General features: G+C 57.9%; 19 protein-coding genes and 2 tRNA genes. All 21 read left to right on the forward strand.

Annotation, left to right across the window (positions count from 1 at the left end; all coding sequences use genetic code 11):
• Positions 1-13: 13 nt before the first annotated feature.
• On the forward strand, positions 14-229 hold the full coding sequence (locus KW403_RS12155) for a hypothetical protein (RefSeq protein ID WP_223019741.1): 216 nt from the start codon (positions 14-16) through the stop codon (positions 227-229).
• Positions 229-570, forward strand: coding sequence for a helix-turn-helix domain-containing protein (locus KW403_RS12160; RefSeq protein ID WP_223019742.1), 342 nt, complete (start codon positions 229-231; stop codon positions 568-570). The genes KW403_RS12155 and KW403_RS12160 overlap by 1 nt, the downstream gene beginning before the upstream one ends.
• A gap of 25 nt (positions 571-595) precedes the next feature.
• Positions 596-3,361, forward strand: a complete 2,766-nt coding sequence (locus tag KW403_RS12165) for a Hint domain-containing homing endonuclease (RefSeq protein ID WP_485020656.1) — start codon at positions 596-598, stop codon at positions 3,359-3,361.
• Between the two features lie 137 nt (positions 3,362-3,498).
• Positions 3,499-3,765: a hypothetical protein gene (locus KW403_RS12170; RefSeq protein WP_223019744.1), complete on the forward strand. Its 267-nt coding sequence runs from the start codon at positions 3,499-3,501 to the stop codon at positions 3,763-3,765.
• Between the two features lie 101 nt (positions 3,766-3,866).
• Positions 3,867-4,367 (forward strand): siphovirus Gp157 family protein, encoded by a 501-nt coding sequence (locus KW403_RS12175; protein ID WP_223019745.1) that lies wholly within the window; start codon positions 3,867-3,869, stop codon positions 4,365-4,367.
• Positions 4,368-4,501: 134 nt separating this feature from the next.
• Positions 4,502-4,654, forward strand: coding sequence for a hypothetical protein (locus KW403_RS12180; RefSeq protein ID WP_223019746.1), 153 nt, complete (start codon positions 4,502-4,504; stop codon positions 4,652-4,654).
• Positions 4,644-4,889, forward strand: a complete 246-nt coding sequence (locus KW403_RS12185; protein WP_223019747.1) for a hypothetical protein — start codon at positions 4,644-4,646, stop codon at positions 4,887-4,889. The genes KW403_RS12180 and KW403_RS12185 overlap by 11 nt, the downstream gene beginning before the upstream one ends.
• Positions 4,886-6,589 (forward strand): DNA methyltransferase, encoded by a 1,704-nt coding sequence (locus KW403_RS12190; protein WP_223019748.1) that lies wholly within the window; start codon positions 4,886-4,888, stop codon positions 6,587-6,589. Before KW403_RS12185 ends, KW403_RS12190 begins: the two co-directional genes overlap by 4 nt.
• Before the next feature lie 88 nt (positions 6,590-6,677).
• Complete coding sequence (locus KW403_RS12195) at positions 6,678-6,896, forward strand: DUF6511 domain-containing protein (RefSeq protein WP_223019749.1); 219 nt, start codon at positions 6,678-6,680, stop codon at positions 6,894-6,896.
• 340 nt (positions 6,897-7,236) lie between these two features.
• On the forward strand, positions 7,237-7,428 hold the full coding sequence (locus tag KW403_RS19515; RefSeq protein WP_425518228.1) for an HNH endonuclease: 192 nt from the start codon (positions 7,237-7,239) through the stop codon (positions 7,426-7,428).
• Positions 7,425-9,794, forward strand: a complete 2,370-nt coding sequence (locus tag KW403_RS12200; protein WP_223019750.1) for a bifunctional DNA primase/polymerase — start codon at positions 7,425-7,427, stop codon at positions 9,792-9,794. The genes KW403_RS19515 and KW403_RS12200 overlap by 4 nt, the downstream gene beginning before the upstream one ends.
• Positions 9,795-10,057: 263 nt before the next feature.
• On the forward strand, positions 10,058-10,612 hold the full coding sequence (locus KW403_RS12205) for a VRR-NUC domain-containing protein (protein WP_223019751.1): 555 nt from the start codon (positions 10,058-10,060) through the stop codon (positions 10,610-10,612).
• Between the two features lie 51 nt (positions 10,613-10,663).
• Positions 10,664-10,846: a hypothetical protein gene (locus tag KW403_RS12210; RefSeq protein ID WP_223019752.1), complete on the forward strand. Its 183-nt coding sequence runs from the start codon at positions 10,664-10,666 to the stop codon at positions 10,844-10,846.
• A 217-nt stretch (positions 10,847-11,063) separates the two neighbouring features.
• Entirely contained in the window at positions 11,064-11,426 is a 363-nt protein-coding gene (locus KW403_RS12215; protein ID WP_223019753.1) for a hypothetical protein, read from the forward strand.
• 38 nt (positions 11,427-11,464) lie between these two features.
• Positions 11,465-12,319, forward strand: coding sequence for a VOC family protein (locus tag KW403_RS12220; RefSeq protein WP_246637766.1), 855 nt, complete (start codon positions 11,465-11,467; stop codon positions 12,317-12,319).
• Between the two features lie 303 nt (positions 12,320-12,622).
• Positions 12,623-12,697: transfer RNA gene (locus tag KW403_RS12225), tRNA-Met, on the forward strand.
• A 59-nt stretch (positions 12,698-12,756) separates the two neighbouring features.
• Positions 12,757-12,832 (forward strand) — tRNA-Pro (locus KW403_RS12230).
• Positions 12,833-12,847: 15 nt separating this feature from the next.
• Entirely contained in the window at positions 12,848-13,150 is a 303-nt protein-coding gene (locus KW403_RS12235; protein ID WP_223019755.1) for an HNH endonuclease, read from the forward strand.
• A gap of 97 nt (positions 13,151-13,247) precedes the next feature.
• On the forward strand, positions 13,248-13,646 hold the full coding sequence (locus KW403_RS12240) for a hypothetical protein (RefSeq protein WP_223019756.1): 399 nt from the start codon (positions 13,248-13,250) through the stop codon (positions 13,644-13,646).
• A complete protein-coding gene (locus tag KW403_RS12245; RefSeq protein ID WP_223019757.1) occupies positions 13,606-15,528 on the forward strand; it encodes a terminase large subunit in 1,923 nt (640 codons plus the stop codon). Before KW403_RS12240 ends, KW403_RS12245 begins: the two co-directional genes overlap by 41 nt.
• A 30-nt stretch (positions 15,529-15,558) precedes the next feature.
• Positions 15,559-16,806, forward strand: a complete 1,248-nt coding sequence (locus tag KW403_RS12250) for a phage portal protein (protein ID WP_223019758.1) — start codon at positions 15,559-15,561, stop codon at positions 16,804-16,806.
• Positions 16,807-16,821 lie beyond the last annotated feature (15 nt).

The raw sequence follows: 16,821 nt of genomic DNA on the forward strand, positions 1-16,821 counted from the left end.
GAGTAAGAGCACCATGTTTCCGTTTGAGACCGCGCCAAAGAACCGCGAATTCCTCGCCATAGACAAGAACGCCCCAAGTCCAAGCTGGAGCATTACGCGCTGGCATAAGGGCGAGTGGGAAACCGTCCAGTGGGACGGCGACGGATACATCGCCGCAACATGGCACAAGCCAACCCATTGGGTGGATCTGCCAGCCGAAGACCTGCCGACCACCAAAGAGGCCGCCTGATGCTGCAGGAGGTCCATTATCGGCGGCGCATCAACGAGCTTGAAACAGAAGTAGAGCGGCTGCGGCAGGGAAGGGAAGAAGACTCCCGTCTTTCTGCCCCTCTGGCTTGGCGGCTTACACCCAAGGAAAACATCGTCGCAGCAAAACTAGCAACACGCGAAATAGCAACGATCGAAGCGCTCTGCGTCGAGGCAGACTGCGCCGAAGACACACTGCGGGTTTTCATTTCGCGCATGCGCAAGAAGCTGGCGCCGGCCGGCTACACGATCCGGAATGTGTTCGGTCGGGGTTATGTGGTGAATGACAGGGCGCGGTTAAAGAGGGAGATGCAGGGTGCTTAAGCTTCGCGATTATCAGCGGGACGCAGTGGATTCGCTATACGAATACTGGGGTGAAAAGGCCGGCTCTCCATTGATCGTACTGCCTACCGGTTGCCACGCCAAAGGTACGGGCATCCTGATGTATGACGGATCGGTTAAGCCCGTGGAAAGTGTGGCTGCAAACGACAACGTCATGGGGCCTGACAGCAAGCCGCGTCGCGTTCTGCGGACGATACGCGGTGTTGAGCCAATGTACGAAGTCGCGCCGAAGAAAGGCGATCCGTTTGTCGTCAACGAAAACCACATCCTGAGCCTGAAGGCTACGAACGAAGGGAAGAAGGCCCTGCGTTATCCCAACTCGCACCGCAAAGGCGGCGAGTTGGTTGAGATAAGCGTCAAGGACTATCTCGGCAAGCCTAAGTATTTTAAACACCTTCACAAGCTATGGCGCACTGGTGTCGACTTTCCGCAGGCCGGCAATGACAACTACCCGGTTCCGCCATACATTCTAGGTGCATTTCTTGGTGACGGAAGCACCACTCACAGCGCTGCTTTCACCGGCATGGATCCGGAAGTGCTGGACGCCGTTTGCGATTTTGCGGAGTCGGTTGGTGTTCGGCTGCGTGTCAACCAGAAGCCAAACAATCGTGCCTGGTCTGTCTACTTTCCAGACGATCAATCGAATTGCGTCACTCGTAATCGCTTTGTCGCGCGCCTAGAGGCGGCTGGCATCTGGGGAATGCGCTGCGAAGAAAAGAGTGTTCCGCATTCGTACAAGACGGGATCGCGCAAAGTTCGTCTCGATGTTCTTGCCGGCCTGCTTGACACGGACGGCCACCTGTCCAAGGGCAATCATTTCGATTTCATTTCGAAGTCACGCCGCCTATCCGGTGATGTTGTTTTCTTGGCGCGAAGCCTTGGGCTCGCAGCATACATGGGTGCGTGCGAGAAGCGCTGTCAAACCGGCGGAGGTGGAACCTATTGGCGGGTGTCCATTTCAGGCGATGTCGACGTGATCCCGAACAGGGTTCCGAGACAGAAGGGAACTGCGCGAAAGCAGATCAAGAATCCGTTGGTGACGGGCTTCTCGGTCTCGCCTGTTGGCGTCGGTGAGTTTTTCGGATTCGAGCTCGATGGTGACCACCTCTATCTCACGGACGACTTCACGGTCCACCACAACTCTGGCAAAAGCTTGGTTCTTAGCACGATCTGCAAAGAGCTGGTCGAAAACTACCCCGACATGCGCATTCTCAACGTCACGCATGTACGGGAGCTTATCCTTGGCAACTACAAGGAGCTGCTGAACATCTGGCCCTTTGCTCCGGCTGGGATTTTCAGCGCTGGTGTCGGTCGCCGCGATGCACATTCGCAAATCATCTTCGGCGGTGTTCAGACAATCGCGAGCAAGACCGAACTGATTGGCCACATCGACCTTGTCACGGTCGACGAGGCGCACCTGATGCCACGCAAATCTGAAACGCAATACGGGCAGCTATTGTCCGGCCTGCGTGAAATCAATCCGGACCTGAAGCTGATGGGGCTGACCGCGACGCCATATAGGCTTGGCGAAGGGCAGCTGCATGAGGGCGAAGGCGCGCTATTCGATGACATCTGCTACGAGATGCCGATTGGCGACATGATCGACCAAGGCTACCTATGCAAGCCGGTCAGCAAGGGCATGGTCGCAGGCTTCGATCTGTCTGGTGTCGGCAAGCTTGGCGGTGACTACAAGCAGAAGGCGCTGCAGGCCGCCGTTGATAAGATCGACGTAAACCGCGCCGTGGTTGACGAAATCGTCAAGTATGGAACGACGCCGGGAGCGGAGCGTAAGGCGTGGCTGATGTTTTGTTCCGGTGTAGAGCATGCGCTGCATATCCGGGATGAAATCCGCGACCGTGGCTTTACGTGCGAAACCATCACGGGTGAAACACCAGCGGCGGAACGCGACCGCATCCTGAACGACTTCAAGGCGGGCAAGATTCGCGCTCTGACGAATAACTCTGTCCTGACCACCGGCACCAACCTGCCTATCATCGACCTTGTTGCTTTCTTGCGGCCGACGCTATCGGCTGGCCTTTATGTCCAGATGGCAGGTAGGGGGCTGCGCCTGTTCCCAGGCAAGGAGGATTGCCTGTTTCTGGATTTCGCTGGAGTGGTGCGGAAGCACGGGCCAATTGATGCGGTTATCCCGCCGCACGAGCGCAAGGGCGATGGAGAAGCACCTATCAAGCAGTGTCCGGAAACGGAAACCGATGCGCACGACAACAAAGGCTGCGGGTCGCTGGTGCACGCTAGCGCGCGCGTTTGTCCTGATTGCGGCTTTGAATTCCCGATCGACACCGCGCCGAAGATTAAGGAAACGGCGGAAGACACACCAATCCTCTCCAAAGGAGAGCCCACCTGGCGCGAAATCGTCAGCCGCCGCTTCGACTTCCACGAGGGAAAAGGCAACAAGCCGCCATCCGTCAAGGTCACGTACATGGCCGGCCTCACCGCGATGCGTGAGTGGTTGTGCCCGCAGCACACGGGGTTTGCCAAGAGCAAGGCAGACCGGTGGTGGATCAAGCACGGCGGCGAGCGGCCGTTTCCGAAGACGGTCATGGAGTGGCTCGAACGACAGAACGAATTGCTTGAAACCGCACGCATTTCGGTGCGGCCGAGCGGTCGATACTGGGACGTTGTCGGGCACGAGCCGGGTGACAAGCGGCAGTTTGCCGAGCCCGTTGCGGAGACGCGGGATATGGAGCCTGCGAACGATAACGGGCCGGGTCATGCAAGCTGGGATGAGCTGGACGACGCAATACCGTTCTAGGCCGGCCTGGTGGCAGGGCGCGGGCGGCGCTGGGCTGACAGAAAAATGCGAAAGCGCATATTGTGATTGACAAAATATGCGAAAGCGCATATAACGGGCGGTAGATGAACAGCGAACACGAACTGAGGACGAGAGTGATGACTAACCGCATGAAGCTTTCCCGCAACTTTCTGACCGTCAATGGCGTGCGCGCGGGTGTTCGCATCGATGCTGGACCATGGGTCGAAGGTATTCCCGCCGAGCTCATCAAGGTGCGATGCAAGCGTGGTGCATTCCCTACGGCGATACGCGAAGCGCTGTCCGTCGAGAACCGCAGCGACATGCGCGAAGACTATTTCGAGGCAGACTCTATCCGGTTGATGCCGGGCCATCCGCTATACGATGCCGCAAAGGCAGCTGTTTAGCCTAGCCTAACCCCTCCAAGGCATAACCACCACTTATGCCGCACAGCACATAACCACACACCACACACCACCACACCACACCGCGCACCGAGGAAACACCAATGAACTACCAGTTCGAAATCACGGCGCTAGAACGCGCCTTTGCGGATCTTGTCGCAGCCTATCCCGACCTCGCAGAAGACGATGAACTGCGCGCCGACATGTTCGAAGGCGAGACGGACGCTGACCGCATCTTGTCGCGTCTTTTGAGTGAGGAACGCGAAGCAAATGCGCTGTCCGGCGCGGCCGCGGAGCGCATCAAAGACCTGCAGGCACGCAAGGCCAGGTTTGAACGCAAGAAGGAAGCCATGCGCTCGCTCATGCTGCGCCTTATGCAGGCCGGCGGGCTTTCCAAGCGGCAACTGCCGGAAGGCACCGTTTCCGTTTCCAAGGGGCGAGACAAGGTCGAGATTACGGATGAAGCCGCGCTGCCGCGCTGGGCTTACGAGACAGTGCGCAAGCCTGACAAGAAAGCCATCCTGGAGCGTCTAGCCGCAAACAAGAACGTGAAGGGCGCTGCGCTTGTTACCGGCGAGCCGACGCTTAGCGTGAGGGCGGTTTGATGTCCAAAAAGTGTACACAAACTTCGGACAAGCCAGACTACCAATACAGCGCCGGCGACCACCCCGATAATCATTCGCCCTTATCGCGCTTCATTATGCCTCCAGGCCAATGCATCTACTTTGAGGATTGGCGCTTGGTAGCAAGCGACCTGGCTGAAGACTACCACTCCAACCATGACGGGTGGGAATCGAGCTGGCCGGTTGAGTTCCGCATCTACAAGAACGGCGAATGCGTCTGGAAAGGCGAAGTCGAGCGTGAAATGGAGCCTGCCTTCTATGTCTCATGATGAAATCGACAGCGAGGTCGCAGAGATGCTGGGGCACGCGCCTCGTGCGACTTACCAGCCGCGTGGATTCGGCTTGTGGGTCAAGGGCAGCCACCCGCCTGTTGCAGCGCAACGGGCGGGGATGTGGACAGACTACGAGCCGGATTACGACGCTTACATCGCAGAGACGGATAGCCTAGAAGAGAACATGGCCCGCGTGGCAAGCTATGACGATTGGTTCGTGGAGGAGGAATGACAAATCAACTGTTTCTCGACGGCCGCGTCGAACTTCGCCCCGGTGATTGCCGCGACGTTATCAAGGCGATGCCGGATAATAGCGTGGATGCGGTCGTGACAGACCCTCCTTACGCGCTGGTTTCCATCCAGAAGAGGTTCGGCAAGCCAGGTAGTGCCGCAGCGCAACATGGTACAGACGGCCTGTATGCCCGCGCCAGCGCCGGTTTTATGGGGAAGCAATGGGATACGGGCGAGACCGCATTCGCTGCCGAGTTCTGGGCCGAGGTGCTGCGTGTGCTCAAGCCGGGTGGACACGTCGCAGCATTCTCAGGAACGCGAACCTATCACCGCATGGCGGTTGCCATCGAGGATGCGGGGTTTGAAATCCGCGATCAGCTTGCGTGGTGCTACGGGTCGGGCTTCCCGAAAAGTCATGCAGTCGATGTCGGTCTGTGGAAGGGAGTATTGAATTGCCAATCGAAAGAATCTGCCCCGCTTGTGGTGCAACTTTCAGCGTTTACCCATCTCAAATCAAGCGAGGCGAAGGAACATATTGTAGCCGCGCCTGCTCTAATCCTGCCAGAGGGCGTTCCGGCGCTGATAATGGAAATTGGAAAGGCGGGCGGTTCATCAGAAGTGACGGTTATGTCGCTGTCGGAATCGGAGGCGGGAAATATCAGCTTGAGCACAGGCTGGTCATGGGAGAGCAACTTGGTAGACCGCTCCGAACCGAGGAGCATGTACACCACAGAAACGAACGCAAAGCAGATAACGACAGCAAAAACCTGGAAGTCACTAACGTCGTTGATCACGCGAAAATCCACGCTCCGCAGCGTGACCCTTCAAAATGGGTGGACGTGGCCTGCAATCACTGTGGCATCAAGTTCCAAAGACGGAAATACGAACAAGAACGCCATCCCGATTCTTACTGTTCTAGAAAGTGCTACGTGGAATCCCGTCGCGCAGGCTAAAGGTACAGGTACTTCTCTGAAGCCGAGTTGGGAACCAATCTGCCTTGCCCGCAAGCCGTTGATCGGCACCGTTGCTGAGAACGTGCTGGAGCACGGCACGGGGGCGCTGAATATTGATGGGTGTCGGGTGGGTGATACGGTAGAAACATGGCCCGCGTCGCGTAGTTATGGGCCGGGGCAGTTACAGCCGGGCGGCAAGGGGAAAACGCAGGCAACTGGAGCAGTGCCCGCTGGCCGCTGGCCAGCCAACATCGTGCATGACGGCAGCGAAGAGGTTGTTGCATGTTTCCCAGATGCCCCCGGACAGCAGCGCCAAGTTGGTCCGCAGCACGGCGCAAAAACGAGCGTAAACACCTACGGCGATTACGGTCCACGCGATGATTTCGCCCCGCGTCTGGACTCTGGATCTGCTGCCCGCTTCTTCTACAGCGCCAAGGCCGACAAGAACGACCGGCTTGGCAGCAAGCACCCGACCGTAAAGCCGGTCGATCTGATGCAGTGGCTTGTGCGACTCGTCACACCGAAGGGCGGGTTGGTTCTTGACCCGTTCGCCGGCAGCGGAAGCACCGGCGAAGCGGCTTGGCGCGAAGGCATGCGTTGCATTCTTGTCGAGCGCGAGGAGGAATACCAAGCCGACATTGCGCGCCGCATGGAGCTTGCCGACAAGGGGCCGGCAACGCGGAAGGCAGCTACAGCACGACCCGCCAACGATAACTTGCCTTTGTTTGGTAACACCAATGCAGCATGACCCATCAACCTGCATCTGCACCCGCCACGCCGTTGGCATCGGCGTCGGCAACCCCAAAAGCCCGCAGTGGCTGTGCAAGGAGTGCGTCATGGCGTTCGACGACCTGTCACGCATCAAGCGTCCCACCGCTTACGAGCTGAAGGCGAGGGAGGGTGGCATGGCAGCAGCCGCGCCGCTTGTGAAGGAGTTTGGCCCGAATCTGAGCCAGTGGAGCGAGGAGCAGGTGCTGCTGTTCGTCGGGGCGGTCTGGAAGGGCTGCGCTGATCGGTTGAGGGAGCTTATCAAGGAAAGCGAGGCACCATTCTGAAAATGACAATAAGCAGGACCGCAATGCAGCCGCAGCTTAGCACCACCACCACCATGCTCGACCTTGCCCTTGCCTACAACGAGCGGGGGTGGGTGCCGTGATGTTCAAGCCAGGTGATGCAGTTAATCCCTACACCGCGAGCAAGTGCGATATGCCAACGACGAAATGGCCGCGCCATCGGATGTCATGTAGCCAGACATCTGAGCGCGTCGGGTTGGGCAAGGTGATTTGCTCAAGCGGCAGTGTGCAGTTCAAGGCGTATTGCTTGGAGTGCGGTGGCCGTGGCCCCGATTTGCCGCACACCCATGTCGAGGGGCTGGATCTGGACCGCATACCGACAATGACACAGCACGATGTCATCCCTTGCGAACGGTGTGGCAGCACTGAAGGAACCGAGGTTCATCATTGGGCGCCTTGGCACCTGTTCGATGATGCGGATGAGTGGCCAACCAGCAATCTGTGCAAGTCATGCCACACGCGATGGCATCGCATTGTAACCCCTAATATGTCCACCCCGAGGAGCCGCACATGATGCTTCGATTTGAACCGGCGGACTCGCCGTTCGCCAAGATTTCCGACACGATGGTGGATAATGGTTATTCCGTCATTCCCTGCATGCCGGGAAGCAAATGGCCGGGGCGGTACCAGCGCAAGACGTGGTCAGCGCGTTACGGCTGGCAGACGTTCGGGGACCGGCTTCCAACGGACATCGAGCTCCGGCACTGGAACTCATGGCCCGGCGCGGGCGTCTGTCTTGTACTAAACAAAACAATCAAGGTTCTGGATGTCGACACCGACGATCCGGATATTCGCGCTGCGCTTCTGAAGGTCATTCCCGATAGCCCCGTCAAAAAACGCGGGGCTAAAGGCTTTTCGGCATTCTATCGCGGATCCGAAACAATCACGTCGCGCAGCTTCAATCTGGGTGGCGAGCGCGTGCTTGATCTTCTTGCTTATGGCAAGCAGACCGTTATCCCACCTACGCTGCACCCTGATACGGGCAAGCCATATTTCTGGACCGAGGGCAGCGAAACCCTTATCGATGTTCCGCCTGAAGACCTGCCGGAACTGCCGGAGGACATCGTCGATCGTATCGAGGATGCGCTAAGCGAATTCGGTTATCTCCCGCCCATCGAACGCGACGTTGTCTATGGCGACGCGGACACGGCATGGCGCGAGATTAACGACCTGGCGCTGGCCAATCTTGATGCATGGGTGCCTGACCTTGGCTTGCCGAGACTGCACCGTTCCATGGGCGGATACCGTGCCGTTGCTGGATACCGCCCGAGCGGCAGCGGCAAGCCCACCGAAAAGCGCAACCGGCACCTGTCAATCCACGCCAGCGGCATCAAGGATTGGGGCGACAACGACCGCAGCTATACGCCTATCGATCTGGTTATGGTCACGCGGCTTTGTGCGTTCCAGGACGCGTTCGATTGGTTGCGCGACAAGCTCGGAATTGAGCCACCAAAAGTCAACGTCGAAGCTCTCAAAGCCAATGCGGAGAGGCGGCGCAATAAAGGCGACATCGCTCCCGAGAAACCACTTTCAATTCCCGCTGAAGCGGTGAACGACGAAAGTGTTGTTGTTGAAAAGACTTCAAAGGCTGTACGCGCACCGATGGGTGAAATGAACCCGCACGACACCAAGATGCAAGGCGGAATAATGGGTGCGGTGTCGCGCTGGATGCTGGAAAGCGCATGGCGGCCCGTGCCGGAATTCGCAACAATTGGAGCTATCGCGTTCTGTGCGGCACTGTTCGGCCGGCGGTACGCGTCACCGACCGGCCTTGGTCTGAACCTGTACCTTATGGGGATTGCCGGTCCGGGCTTTGGTAAGGACCACCCGCTGAAAGCGCTGCAGAACCTCATGGCGGATGCCGGTATGCAGTACCTTGTGGGACCGGGCGACATAACGTCTGACTCAGCCTTGGAGCATGTCATTCGCCAACGCGCGTGTTTCGTGATGCCTATGGATGAAATCGGTGTGTTCATGCAGGCCACGGGTGGGCGCAACGCTGGTGGCTATGAGCGGCGGATCCGCAAGGTTCTGCTAGACATCTACACCAAAGGCGACGGCATGTGGACAGGCAAGCAGAAGGTGCCGACACAGGGAAGCGGGGCGGTGAATGACAGCGCTGCCGAGCCGGTGTTCAACCCGACCGTAAGCATCATGGGCATGTCCACGCCAACGGAGTTTTATTCCGGCTTGTCCGAGGCCAACCTTAGCGATGGCATGGTGGCGCGCATGACCATCATCAATGCGAGCAAGCGACCAACGCCGAGGGATGACCGCGAACCTGTCATCCCGCCGCGGTCACTGGTTGCTGAGGTCAAGCGCGTGGCATCGGAATACCCAACCAGCGGCGGGAACCTCCAGAACAACAATTGGCGCATGCCGACAGCCAGACCGGCCATCTACCACGTTCCGTGGGAGACGCCGCAGGTTAAGGGCAGGTGGCGCGAAATCGAGGATTGGCAGCTATCCGTGATTGACGATGATCCGTCAAAAGACGGCCTTGTCAGCCGAGCCGCGGAGCAGACGCTAAAGCTTGCGACGCTGCGTGCCGTGTCCCGAAGCCCAGCCGACCCGAAAGTGTCTATGGATGACGTGGAATGGGGTTGGTCCATCGTGTCGCAGTCGATCTGGAGCCTGGAGTCGGGTGTCGACAAGCACATGGTCAACGGCGACTTCGAGAAGCTATGCAAGGCCATCCTCGAGGCGGTTGAACGTCACGGAGGGAAGATGCCTAAATCACAACTGCTGCGCGCCAGAGGCGTGGGGAAAGAGCCGCGGATGGTCTCGGCCGCACTTCAGCACCTGGCCGAGGCGCAGCGGATTTATCCCGTCCCTACCGGCGGCAGAGCAACAGTTACATTGATGAGGGAGGCCGCGTGAGCGGCCTTCATTTCTTGCAAACGGCAATTGCAACAACGGTTATTGCAAAATTTCGAAGATTGCGATTTTGCACTATAGCAACTTTGTTGCAGCCGATTACAAGACGAATTTCCTTTAAAATCAATAAGCTATATATAAAATGTTGTAATTGTAAGGGGGTATAGGATTATTCCTGATTCTGAATAGGTACTCTTAATATAGGGCAATAACAACAAGAAGCGTTCCGCCGCCCGTCGCCATTCACCACCACCACGAGGCACCACATGACCACCACCAAACAGCAGCACACCCAAACCACCCGCATCAACGGCAAGCGCGTCCGCATCGTCACCAAGAACGGCAAGGTCACCACCAGCGCTGCTCTGCCGCTGGAAAGCGATCTGCAGGCCGCCCAGGTGCGAGCCCTGCGCGCCATGCCGGAATATGTCGCAACAGCCAAGGACGCGGCACAGGCGGCACGCACAGGGAAACCAGCGTTCACCTTCGCTGCGGACCAGAACGCGGCCCGTCGCGGCCCCAAGGCGCGCAGCGAGGCACTGCGCACCGGTATGGTTGCTGGCGAGCATGACTTGCGCATCTACATGGCCGGCGGTCGCCTGGGGCTGATCGAGAACAAGGTTGGTAATCCAGAGACGGGAAGCGGCGGCAAGCTGTCGCCAGCGCAGAAATTACGGCACGCGCTCCTGGAGGCATTAGGGTTCGATCGGCAGGCCGTCATCCGGGCTGTTACGGAAGAGGAGGCAGCGGCTCAAGCTGTCACTACGGTGCGGCGGTGGCTGGCGGATAATGATAACGAAAAATATGCGAAAACGGCTTGACTAAATATGCGCTTTCGCATACTGTTATCTCAACAACGAAGGAGAGACGAGATGAATGACGCCGAACGATATAACGCTGAAGTCAAACGCATCATGCCCCACATGGCTGAAGACCTCATGGTTGACCCATCTATCGACAACGCTAACCATATCGATGAAATTGTTTTCCGGCGCAGCGAATTCTTGGGTGGTATGGCTTGCGTGATCCTTGAGTTGGTAAAGAAGGCCGCATGATCGGCAAGCCCAAAACAATCCTCCCCGTTAACCCGCCACAAGGCGGGTTTTTTCTTGACAAAATATGCGAATTCGCATATTGTAAGCAATACCACACCACCACCACCGAGGAATCGAAATGAACCAACTCGCCACAATCAATGTCGCCGGGGCGGCGTGACCATCAACAGCATCGATGCGCGAAAGATGCGCGTCAACAGTCTTTAGGAGTGGGCACATGCGGAGCGATATAAGCTTGAGGTTTTCGCAACTTCCGGAAACATTGACGTTCCCCGACGGCACGACATCAAACAAAGAGAATGCGGAAAAACATATCATCAGACGGTATGGGTATCCCCGTGTGGGATACGTCTTGCCAGCCGCTGGTGGCGGGAAATTTTTCTATGCAGCTTTCATACCGGACATAGAGACGGATGACGAAGGGGAACGGGTGCGCGAAGGACAATGCGTCTCATGGCACTCGACATACGAATCAGCGTCGCGAAGGGTTCGGCGTCGTTATATCGAGTTAGCTAAGATAAATTACGAAGCGGAGTTCGATTTCGGGTTCGATGACGAAGAATATCTGGTGGCGGCATGACCAGACACGGATCGCTGGCGGAGCAGCTTAAGGCTCTTATGGAATACCGCAACAGACCGGAAGGCGATCCTATGCCGGTCAAGACGAATTGGTCTGTTGTTCCGGCAAACGACAACAATCCGGAGGAGATTGCCGATTTCGGGTTTGAGCGCGATCTACGCATTACGCCTTCAGTGCAGGAAATCATGCGGCACGCGGCAACAGGAGACGAGGAGCGCAACGACAAGAACCAGATTGTGCGCATCGGCAAGTTGCGCTTCAGCGACGGGACGCAAACGGAAAAGGCGTTTACGCTAGGCCCGGACGGCTCCGCGGTCCAATACGACCGGCGAATGCCGGCCGGCGCAATGCTTGGCACGCGTGAGAAGGCGGAGACGCAACTTGGTGGCAAGGGCTACACACAGGCGCAGAACGAGCAAAGCAACCTTTATTTCGCAGCCATGCTTGGCACGATTGAGCCACGTTATGTCAAGCGTGGCAAGAGGAAGAACGGCAGATCACTTTCGGCTGACGAGAGCCGGGCAGAGTTAGCCAAGGCGGTCGCAAACACCAAAGCCATGCCGAAGATAACAAAGCTTCGTCCCGGCCTGCCGTGCGGCGGTGAACGAGTCGCGGATTCGTTTGTCGGGATGCGCAAGGGCAAGAAAGGTGAAAGCGGCGCGATGATGTGGCAGGATATGTGCTCCGCAATTGTGGATCGTGAGATTTGGGAAGAGACGCTTGCGGCGCTAAATGACGAGGACAGGGCGACGCTTGATGCAACCATGGCGGCCCGGTCTGTTAGGGATTTGGCGCCGGGCAAGCGCGGTGGAAACGCCTATATCGCAGGATCAACTGCTTTATCTGCCGCCAACGATAATCTCACTCGAAATTTGAAGCGTGCTTATAGGTAATTCGGGAGTTTTTGCGATTAAGTCCGGAGTATAGTGAGGGGGTGATTATCCCCGCCACCTCCATGCGCAAAAAGCGATGGACCCGGAGCCATGCTGCACGATGTTGCAGCCGCTGAGTTCCGGGTAACTAAGCCGCCATAGCGGCGCAACTACACGGCAGTGACAGTTTTGGCTGAGAAGGATGGGGATGCCCGCCCGTTTCACTGCCGTACCTAACCACACTGTGGCGCGGTTCTCCTCACGCGGCCTTGGTGTGTGGCGGGTTGCAGTCCGCAAGGACTCCCCGCCTTCAATTCATTCTACAGCACCGTGGAGCAGTGGTAGCTCGTCAGGCTCATAACCTGAAGGTCGCGCGTTCGATCCGCGCCGGTGCAACCAACTCATTACGACCCGCCGAAGCAGCAACGCTACCGATTGGCGCCAAGTGCTTTGGCTTTCAGTGTGTAGCGCAGATGGGAGCGCGCCGGACCTGGACTCCGGAGGCCGCTGGTTCGAGCCCAGCCACACTGACCAATCACAGAGTTCTACATGACCGACCAACGCAGCGCCGCGGCCAAGCGCTACAGGCGCTGGTACAAGACGGCGCGCTGGCAGCGCATGCGCGAGGCGCAGCTGTCAGCGCATCCGTTGTGTGCCTACTGCCTTGAGCGGGAAGTGGTGACGGCGGCCGATACGGTCGACCACGTCAAGCCACACCGAGGCGACGAAGCGCTTATGTGGGACGAGGACAACCTGCAGAGCCTGTGCTCCTCGTGCCACTCCTCGCGCGGTCAGCGCGAAGACTTGGGGCAGCGCGTCATCGCGTTCGGGCCGGATGGGTGGCCCCTCTAGGGGGGGGGCATCGAAAGTCCAGAGGGCCGCGGGTCGCGGACCGGCGTGGGACCATTTCGCACATTTTTCCATTTCAAATGTTGGGGATTAATTCCTAATGGCAAGGCCAAGAACGCCAAAGGCTAAGGCCGAGGTGACTGGCCAGGCAGCGGTAAGACGCAAGAAATTTGAGGGCAGGAACGAGCCCGAGGTCAATGACGAATTGGGGAATGCCCCTGATTGGATCACTGACACTGAAAAGAACAAGGCGCGCGAGGCGTGGGAAACGCTGCGCAAGGAAATCCCATGGCTGAACAGTTCGCACCGCATGCTCGTGGCAACAGCCGCGAATATCCTAGGTCGCATGATTGCGGGCCAGGAGGTGGGTGTGCAGGCCATGAACTTGTTTAGGCAGTGCTTGGGGCAGATGGGCGCAACGCCAGCCGATGCGAGCAAGGCGGGTGCTGTAGGTAAAAATGGCGAAAGCGAAGACCCAGCAGACGAGTTCTTCCAATGAAGAACTTACCGGCCTGAATCCTGAATATCCCAGCGGCCCGGTTGATGAATACGCGGAAGCTGTTATTGCCGGCGACATCATCGCTGGACCGCATGTCCGTAATGCCTGCCGCAGACATCGCGCTGACCGCATTAATGGTCCGGAGCGCGGCGTGCATTGGGATCCGGAAGCGGCAGACCGGGTGTTTCGGTTTTTCCGCACGGTCTTGCGCCTGAATGGCGGGCAGTTCGAGGGGCGCCCGTTTGAACTTGAGCCTTCGCAGAAATTTATCGTTGGTTCGCTGTTTGGCTGGAAGTTGCAGGAGTCGGACGGCGCAATCGTTCGCCGCTTTCGCCGCGCCTATATCGAAATGGGCAAAGGCAACGGAAAATCCCCGCTTGCTGGTGGCATCGGCCATTACTGCATGATTGCGGACGGAGAACCGGCTGCTGAAATCTACGCCGCAGCGGCGAACAAGGATCAGGCTTTCGTTCTGTTCCGCGACGCGGTTGCGATGTACGAGCAGTCGCCGCGGCTGAAGTCGACACTGACGCCATCGGGCGGCAATCCGGTCTGGAATCTTTCCTATCTGAAGAAGCGTTCGTTCTTCCGCCCGATTTCGCGCGAAGGCGCACACAGCGGCCCGCGCCCTTACGTGGCGCTGTGCGATGAAATTCACGAACATCCCGATGGCAAGGTCATCGAGATGCTGGAGCGCGGCTTCAAGTTTCGCCGTCAGCCGCTGCTGTTCATGATTACGAACAGCGGCAGCGATCGAAACAGCATTTGCTGGGATGAACACCAGCACGCGGTAAAGGTGGCCGCAGGAACCGCAACGCCAGACGATGAATTCACGTATGTTGGCGAGGTCATCGATGACCGGACGTTCAGTTACGTCTGCGCGCTGGACAAAGACGATGACCCGTTCACGGACCCAACGTGCTGGCAGAAAGCCAACCCGCTTTTCGGCGTCACGCTGAAACATGACTATCTTGCCGGTGTTGTGGCGCAGGCCAAGGATATCCCGTCGAAGCGCAACGGCATTTTGCGGCTGCACTTTTGCGTCTGGACCGAGGCAGACACGGCATGGATACCGCGACCGCTCCTTGACCGCGTGATGCATGACTTTGACCCGTACGAAGAAGGCGCCGGCCCTATAACGGCGGCTGGCCTTGACTTGTCGGGCGCGAAGGATTTGACGGCCGCTGCGTTTATTCGCGAGACAGGACGAAAAAGCATCAAGCGCGAGGACGGCACGATTGCGGATCTGCCCACCTATGACTTGTGGGTTGAGGTCTGGACTCCTGGCGACACGATCGATGAGCGGTCGAAGGTCGATCATGTGCCGTATCGCACTTGGCTGGAGCAGGGCTATATCCGCGCGCCGGAAGGCTCGCGCATTCGCTACGACCATGTCGCGGCGCTGTTTGCCAAGCTGAACACCGAGTTCGGCATTGGTGTCCTGGCGTTCGACCGGTACGCATATGACAAGTTCGAGGATGAACTTGATGAGTATGGCGTCGAACTGAAAACCGTTGCGCATCCCCAGGGCGGCAAGAAACGCGCGAAGCCCGATGAAGAGGCTGTCGAGGCGGCGAAGGCTGCGGGCGAAGAACCGCCGCTTGGATTGTGGATGCCTGGCAGTGTTGCAGCGCTGGAAACGCTAATCCTCGAGGAACGCGTGCGCATTCGCAAGTCGCCCGTCACAATGACGGCGCTTATGGGTGTGGCGATCGAGACCGACCCGTTGATGGGAAACCAGTGGTTCAACAAGAAGAAAGCCACGGTGCGCATTGACCCGGCCGTTGCTTGCGCAATGGCGGTTGGCGCCGCGGTTGAAGGGCAGGTTGAGACGCCTGGCCTCGATGATTTCGTAAACAACATGATTTCCGTCACTTGGTAGTGACAGGCGGCCCTGCCGCCGGGAGTGGCTATGGGCTTTTTTGATCGGTGGGTTGGCAAGCCTATCAAGCTAACGGATGGCGAGTTTTGGCGAGGCTTCTTTGGCCTCACTACGCCATCCGGCGAGACTGTGACGATTGAAAAGTCGCTGCAGCTTGATGCGGTTTGGGCTTGCGTAAATCTCATACAAAACGCAGCTGGCACGCTGCCTTGCCTCGTTTACAAAGAGGATGGGGTTACGGTCGACAAGGAAAGCGACCTCTACAACATCCTGCACAACATGCCCAACATGGATGACACGGCGCCGGAATTCTGGTCCATGGTCGCCATGTCGCTTTGCTTGGATGGAAACTTCTTCGCTGAGAAGAGGATGAATGGCGGCAAGCTCGTTTCACTGAATCCTCTGGATCCTCTAACCGTCGATGTCTGCCGCACGAAAGATGGCAAGAACACTCGGTATTACGAGGTAAAGGAAGACGGTAAGACGCGGCAGGTATCCGAGGAACGCATGTTCCACGTCCGTGGCTATCGGATGCCGGGTTGCGACAGGGGTATTTCGCCAATCGGCGCGGTGCGGAATGTTCTAGGCAGCGCGATGGCGGGCGACAAGGCCGCCGGCAAGATGCTGAAGAACGGCCTGCTATCGTCTCTCCTTGTTAGTTCCGACCAGATCTTGAAGCCGGACCAGCGCAAACAGATTGCTGACACCCTGAAGGAATTTGCGGGCGCTGAAAAAGCAGGCGGCGTTACAGTCCTTGAGGCTGGCTTCAAACCTTACCCGCTTTCCATCAACCCCAAAGACGCGCAGATGCTCGAGACGCGGCAATACAGCGTCGAGCAGATTTGCCGCATCTTTGGCGTTCCGCCTGTCATGATCGGACACGCCGCTAACGGAACCACGACCTGGGGCAGCGGGATTGAGCAATTGATCCTGCAGTTCGTGAAGACCTGCATGCGGCCGATGCTGAAACGCATCGAGGCTGCGATTTATCGCGACATCCTGACCTCCAAGGAGCGCGGAAAGGTCAAGGTCAAGTTCAACATGGAGGAACTGCTGCGCGGCGATAGCGCGGCGCGAGCCGAATTCCTTCAGAAGATGGTCCAGAACGGCATTTACACGCCAAACGAGGCGCGGGCTTACGAAGACAAGCCAACAGTTGATGGTGGCGAATACGCCATTGTGAACGGAACAATGACGCGGCTGGACATGGTCGGTCACAATGGTGGGCCGCCCCTCAATGACGAGCAAGAGCGCGCTGCACCGCGCGAAAATCGCTAAAAATCAGGTTGAAAG

The sequence above is a fragment of the Nitratireductor kimnyeongensis genome (assembly GCF_019891395.1).
In the GTDB taxonomy this organism is placed as follows: domain Bacteria; phylum Pseudomonadota; class Alphaproteobacteria; order Rhizobiales; family Rhizobiaceae; genus Nitratireductor; species Nitratireductor kimnyeongensis.

Excerpts from the sequence above, each read along its gene's own strand:
- KW403_RS12155 (WP_223019741.1), top strand. The coding sequence starts at position 14 with ATGTTTCCGTTTGAGACCGCGCCAAAGAACCGCGAATTCCTCGCCATA.
- KW403_RS12160 (WP_223019742.1), top strand. The coding sequence starts at position 229 with ATGCTGCAGGAGGTCCATTATCGGCGGCGCATCAACGAGCTTGAAACA.
- KW403_RS12170 (WP_223019744.1), top strand. The coding sequence starts at position 3,499 with ATGACTAACCGCATGAAGCTTTCCCGCAACTTTCTGACCGTCAATGGC.
- KW403_RS12175 (WP_223019745.1), top strand. The coding sequence starts at position 3,867 with ATGAACTACCAGTTCGAAATCACGGCGCTAGAACGCGCCTTTGCGGAT.
- KW403_RS12185 (WP_223019747.1), top strand. The coding sequence starts at position 4,644 with ATGTCTCATGATGAAATCGACAGCGAGGTCGCAGAGATGCTGGGGCAC.
- KW403_RS12190 (WP_223019748.1), top strand. The coding sequence starts at position 4,886 with ATGACAAATCAACTGTTTCTCGACGGCCGCGTCGAACTTCGCCCCGGT.
- KW403_RS12195 (WP_223019749.1), top strand. The coding sequence starts at position 6,678 with ATGGCGTTCGACGACCTGTCACGCATCAAGCGTCCCACCGCTTACGAG.
- KW403_RS19515 (WP_425518228.1), top strand. The coding sequence starts at position 7,237 with ATGACACAGCACGATGTCATCCCTTGCGAACGGTGTGGCAGCACTGAA.
- KW403_RS12200 (WP_223019750.1), top strand. The coding sequence starts at position 7,425 with ATGATGCTTCGATTTGAACCGGCGGACTCGCCGTTCGCCAAGATTTCC.
- KW403_RS12205 (WP_223019751.1), top strand. The coding sequence starts at position 10,058 with ATGACCACCACCAAACAGCAGCACACCCAAACCACCCGCATCAACGGC.
- KW403_RS12210 (WP_223019752.1), top strand. The coding sequence starts at position 10,664 with ATGAATGACGCCGAACGATATAACGCTGAAGTCAAACGCATCATGCCC.
- KW403_RS12215 (WP_223019753.1), top strand. The coding sequence starts at position 11,064 with ATGCGGAGCGATATAAGCTTGAGGTTTTCGCAACTTCCGGAAACATTG.
- KW403_RS12220 (WP_246637766.1), top strand. The coding sequence starts at position 11,465 with ATGGAATACCGCAACAGACCGGAAGGCGATCCTATGCCGGTCAAGACG.
- KW403_RS12235 (WP_223019755.1), top strand. The coding sequence starts at position 12,848 with ATGACCGACCAACGCAGCGCCGCGGCCAAGCGCTACAGGCGCTGGTAC.
- KW403_RS12240 (WP_223019756.1), top strand. The coding sequence starts at position 13,248 with ATGGCAAGGCCAAGAACGCCAAAGGCTAAGGCCGAGGTGACTGGCCAG.
- KW403_RS12245 (WP_223019757.1), top strand. The coding sequence starts at position 13,606 with ATGGCGAAAGCGAAGACCCAGCAGACGAGTTCTTCCAATGAAGAACTT.
- KW403_RS12250 (WP_223019758.1), top strand. The coding sequence starts at position 15,559 with ATGGGCTTTTTTGATCGGTGGGTTGGCAAGCCTATCAAGCTAACGGAT.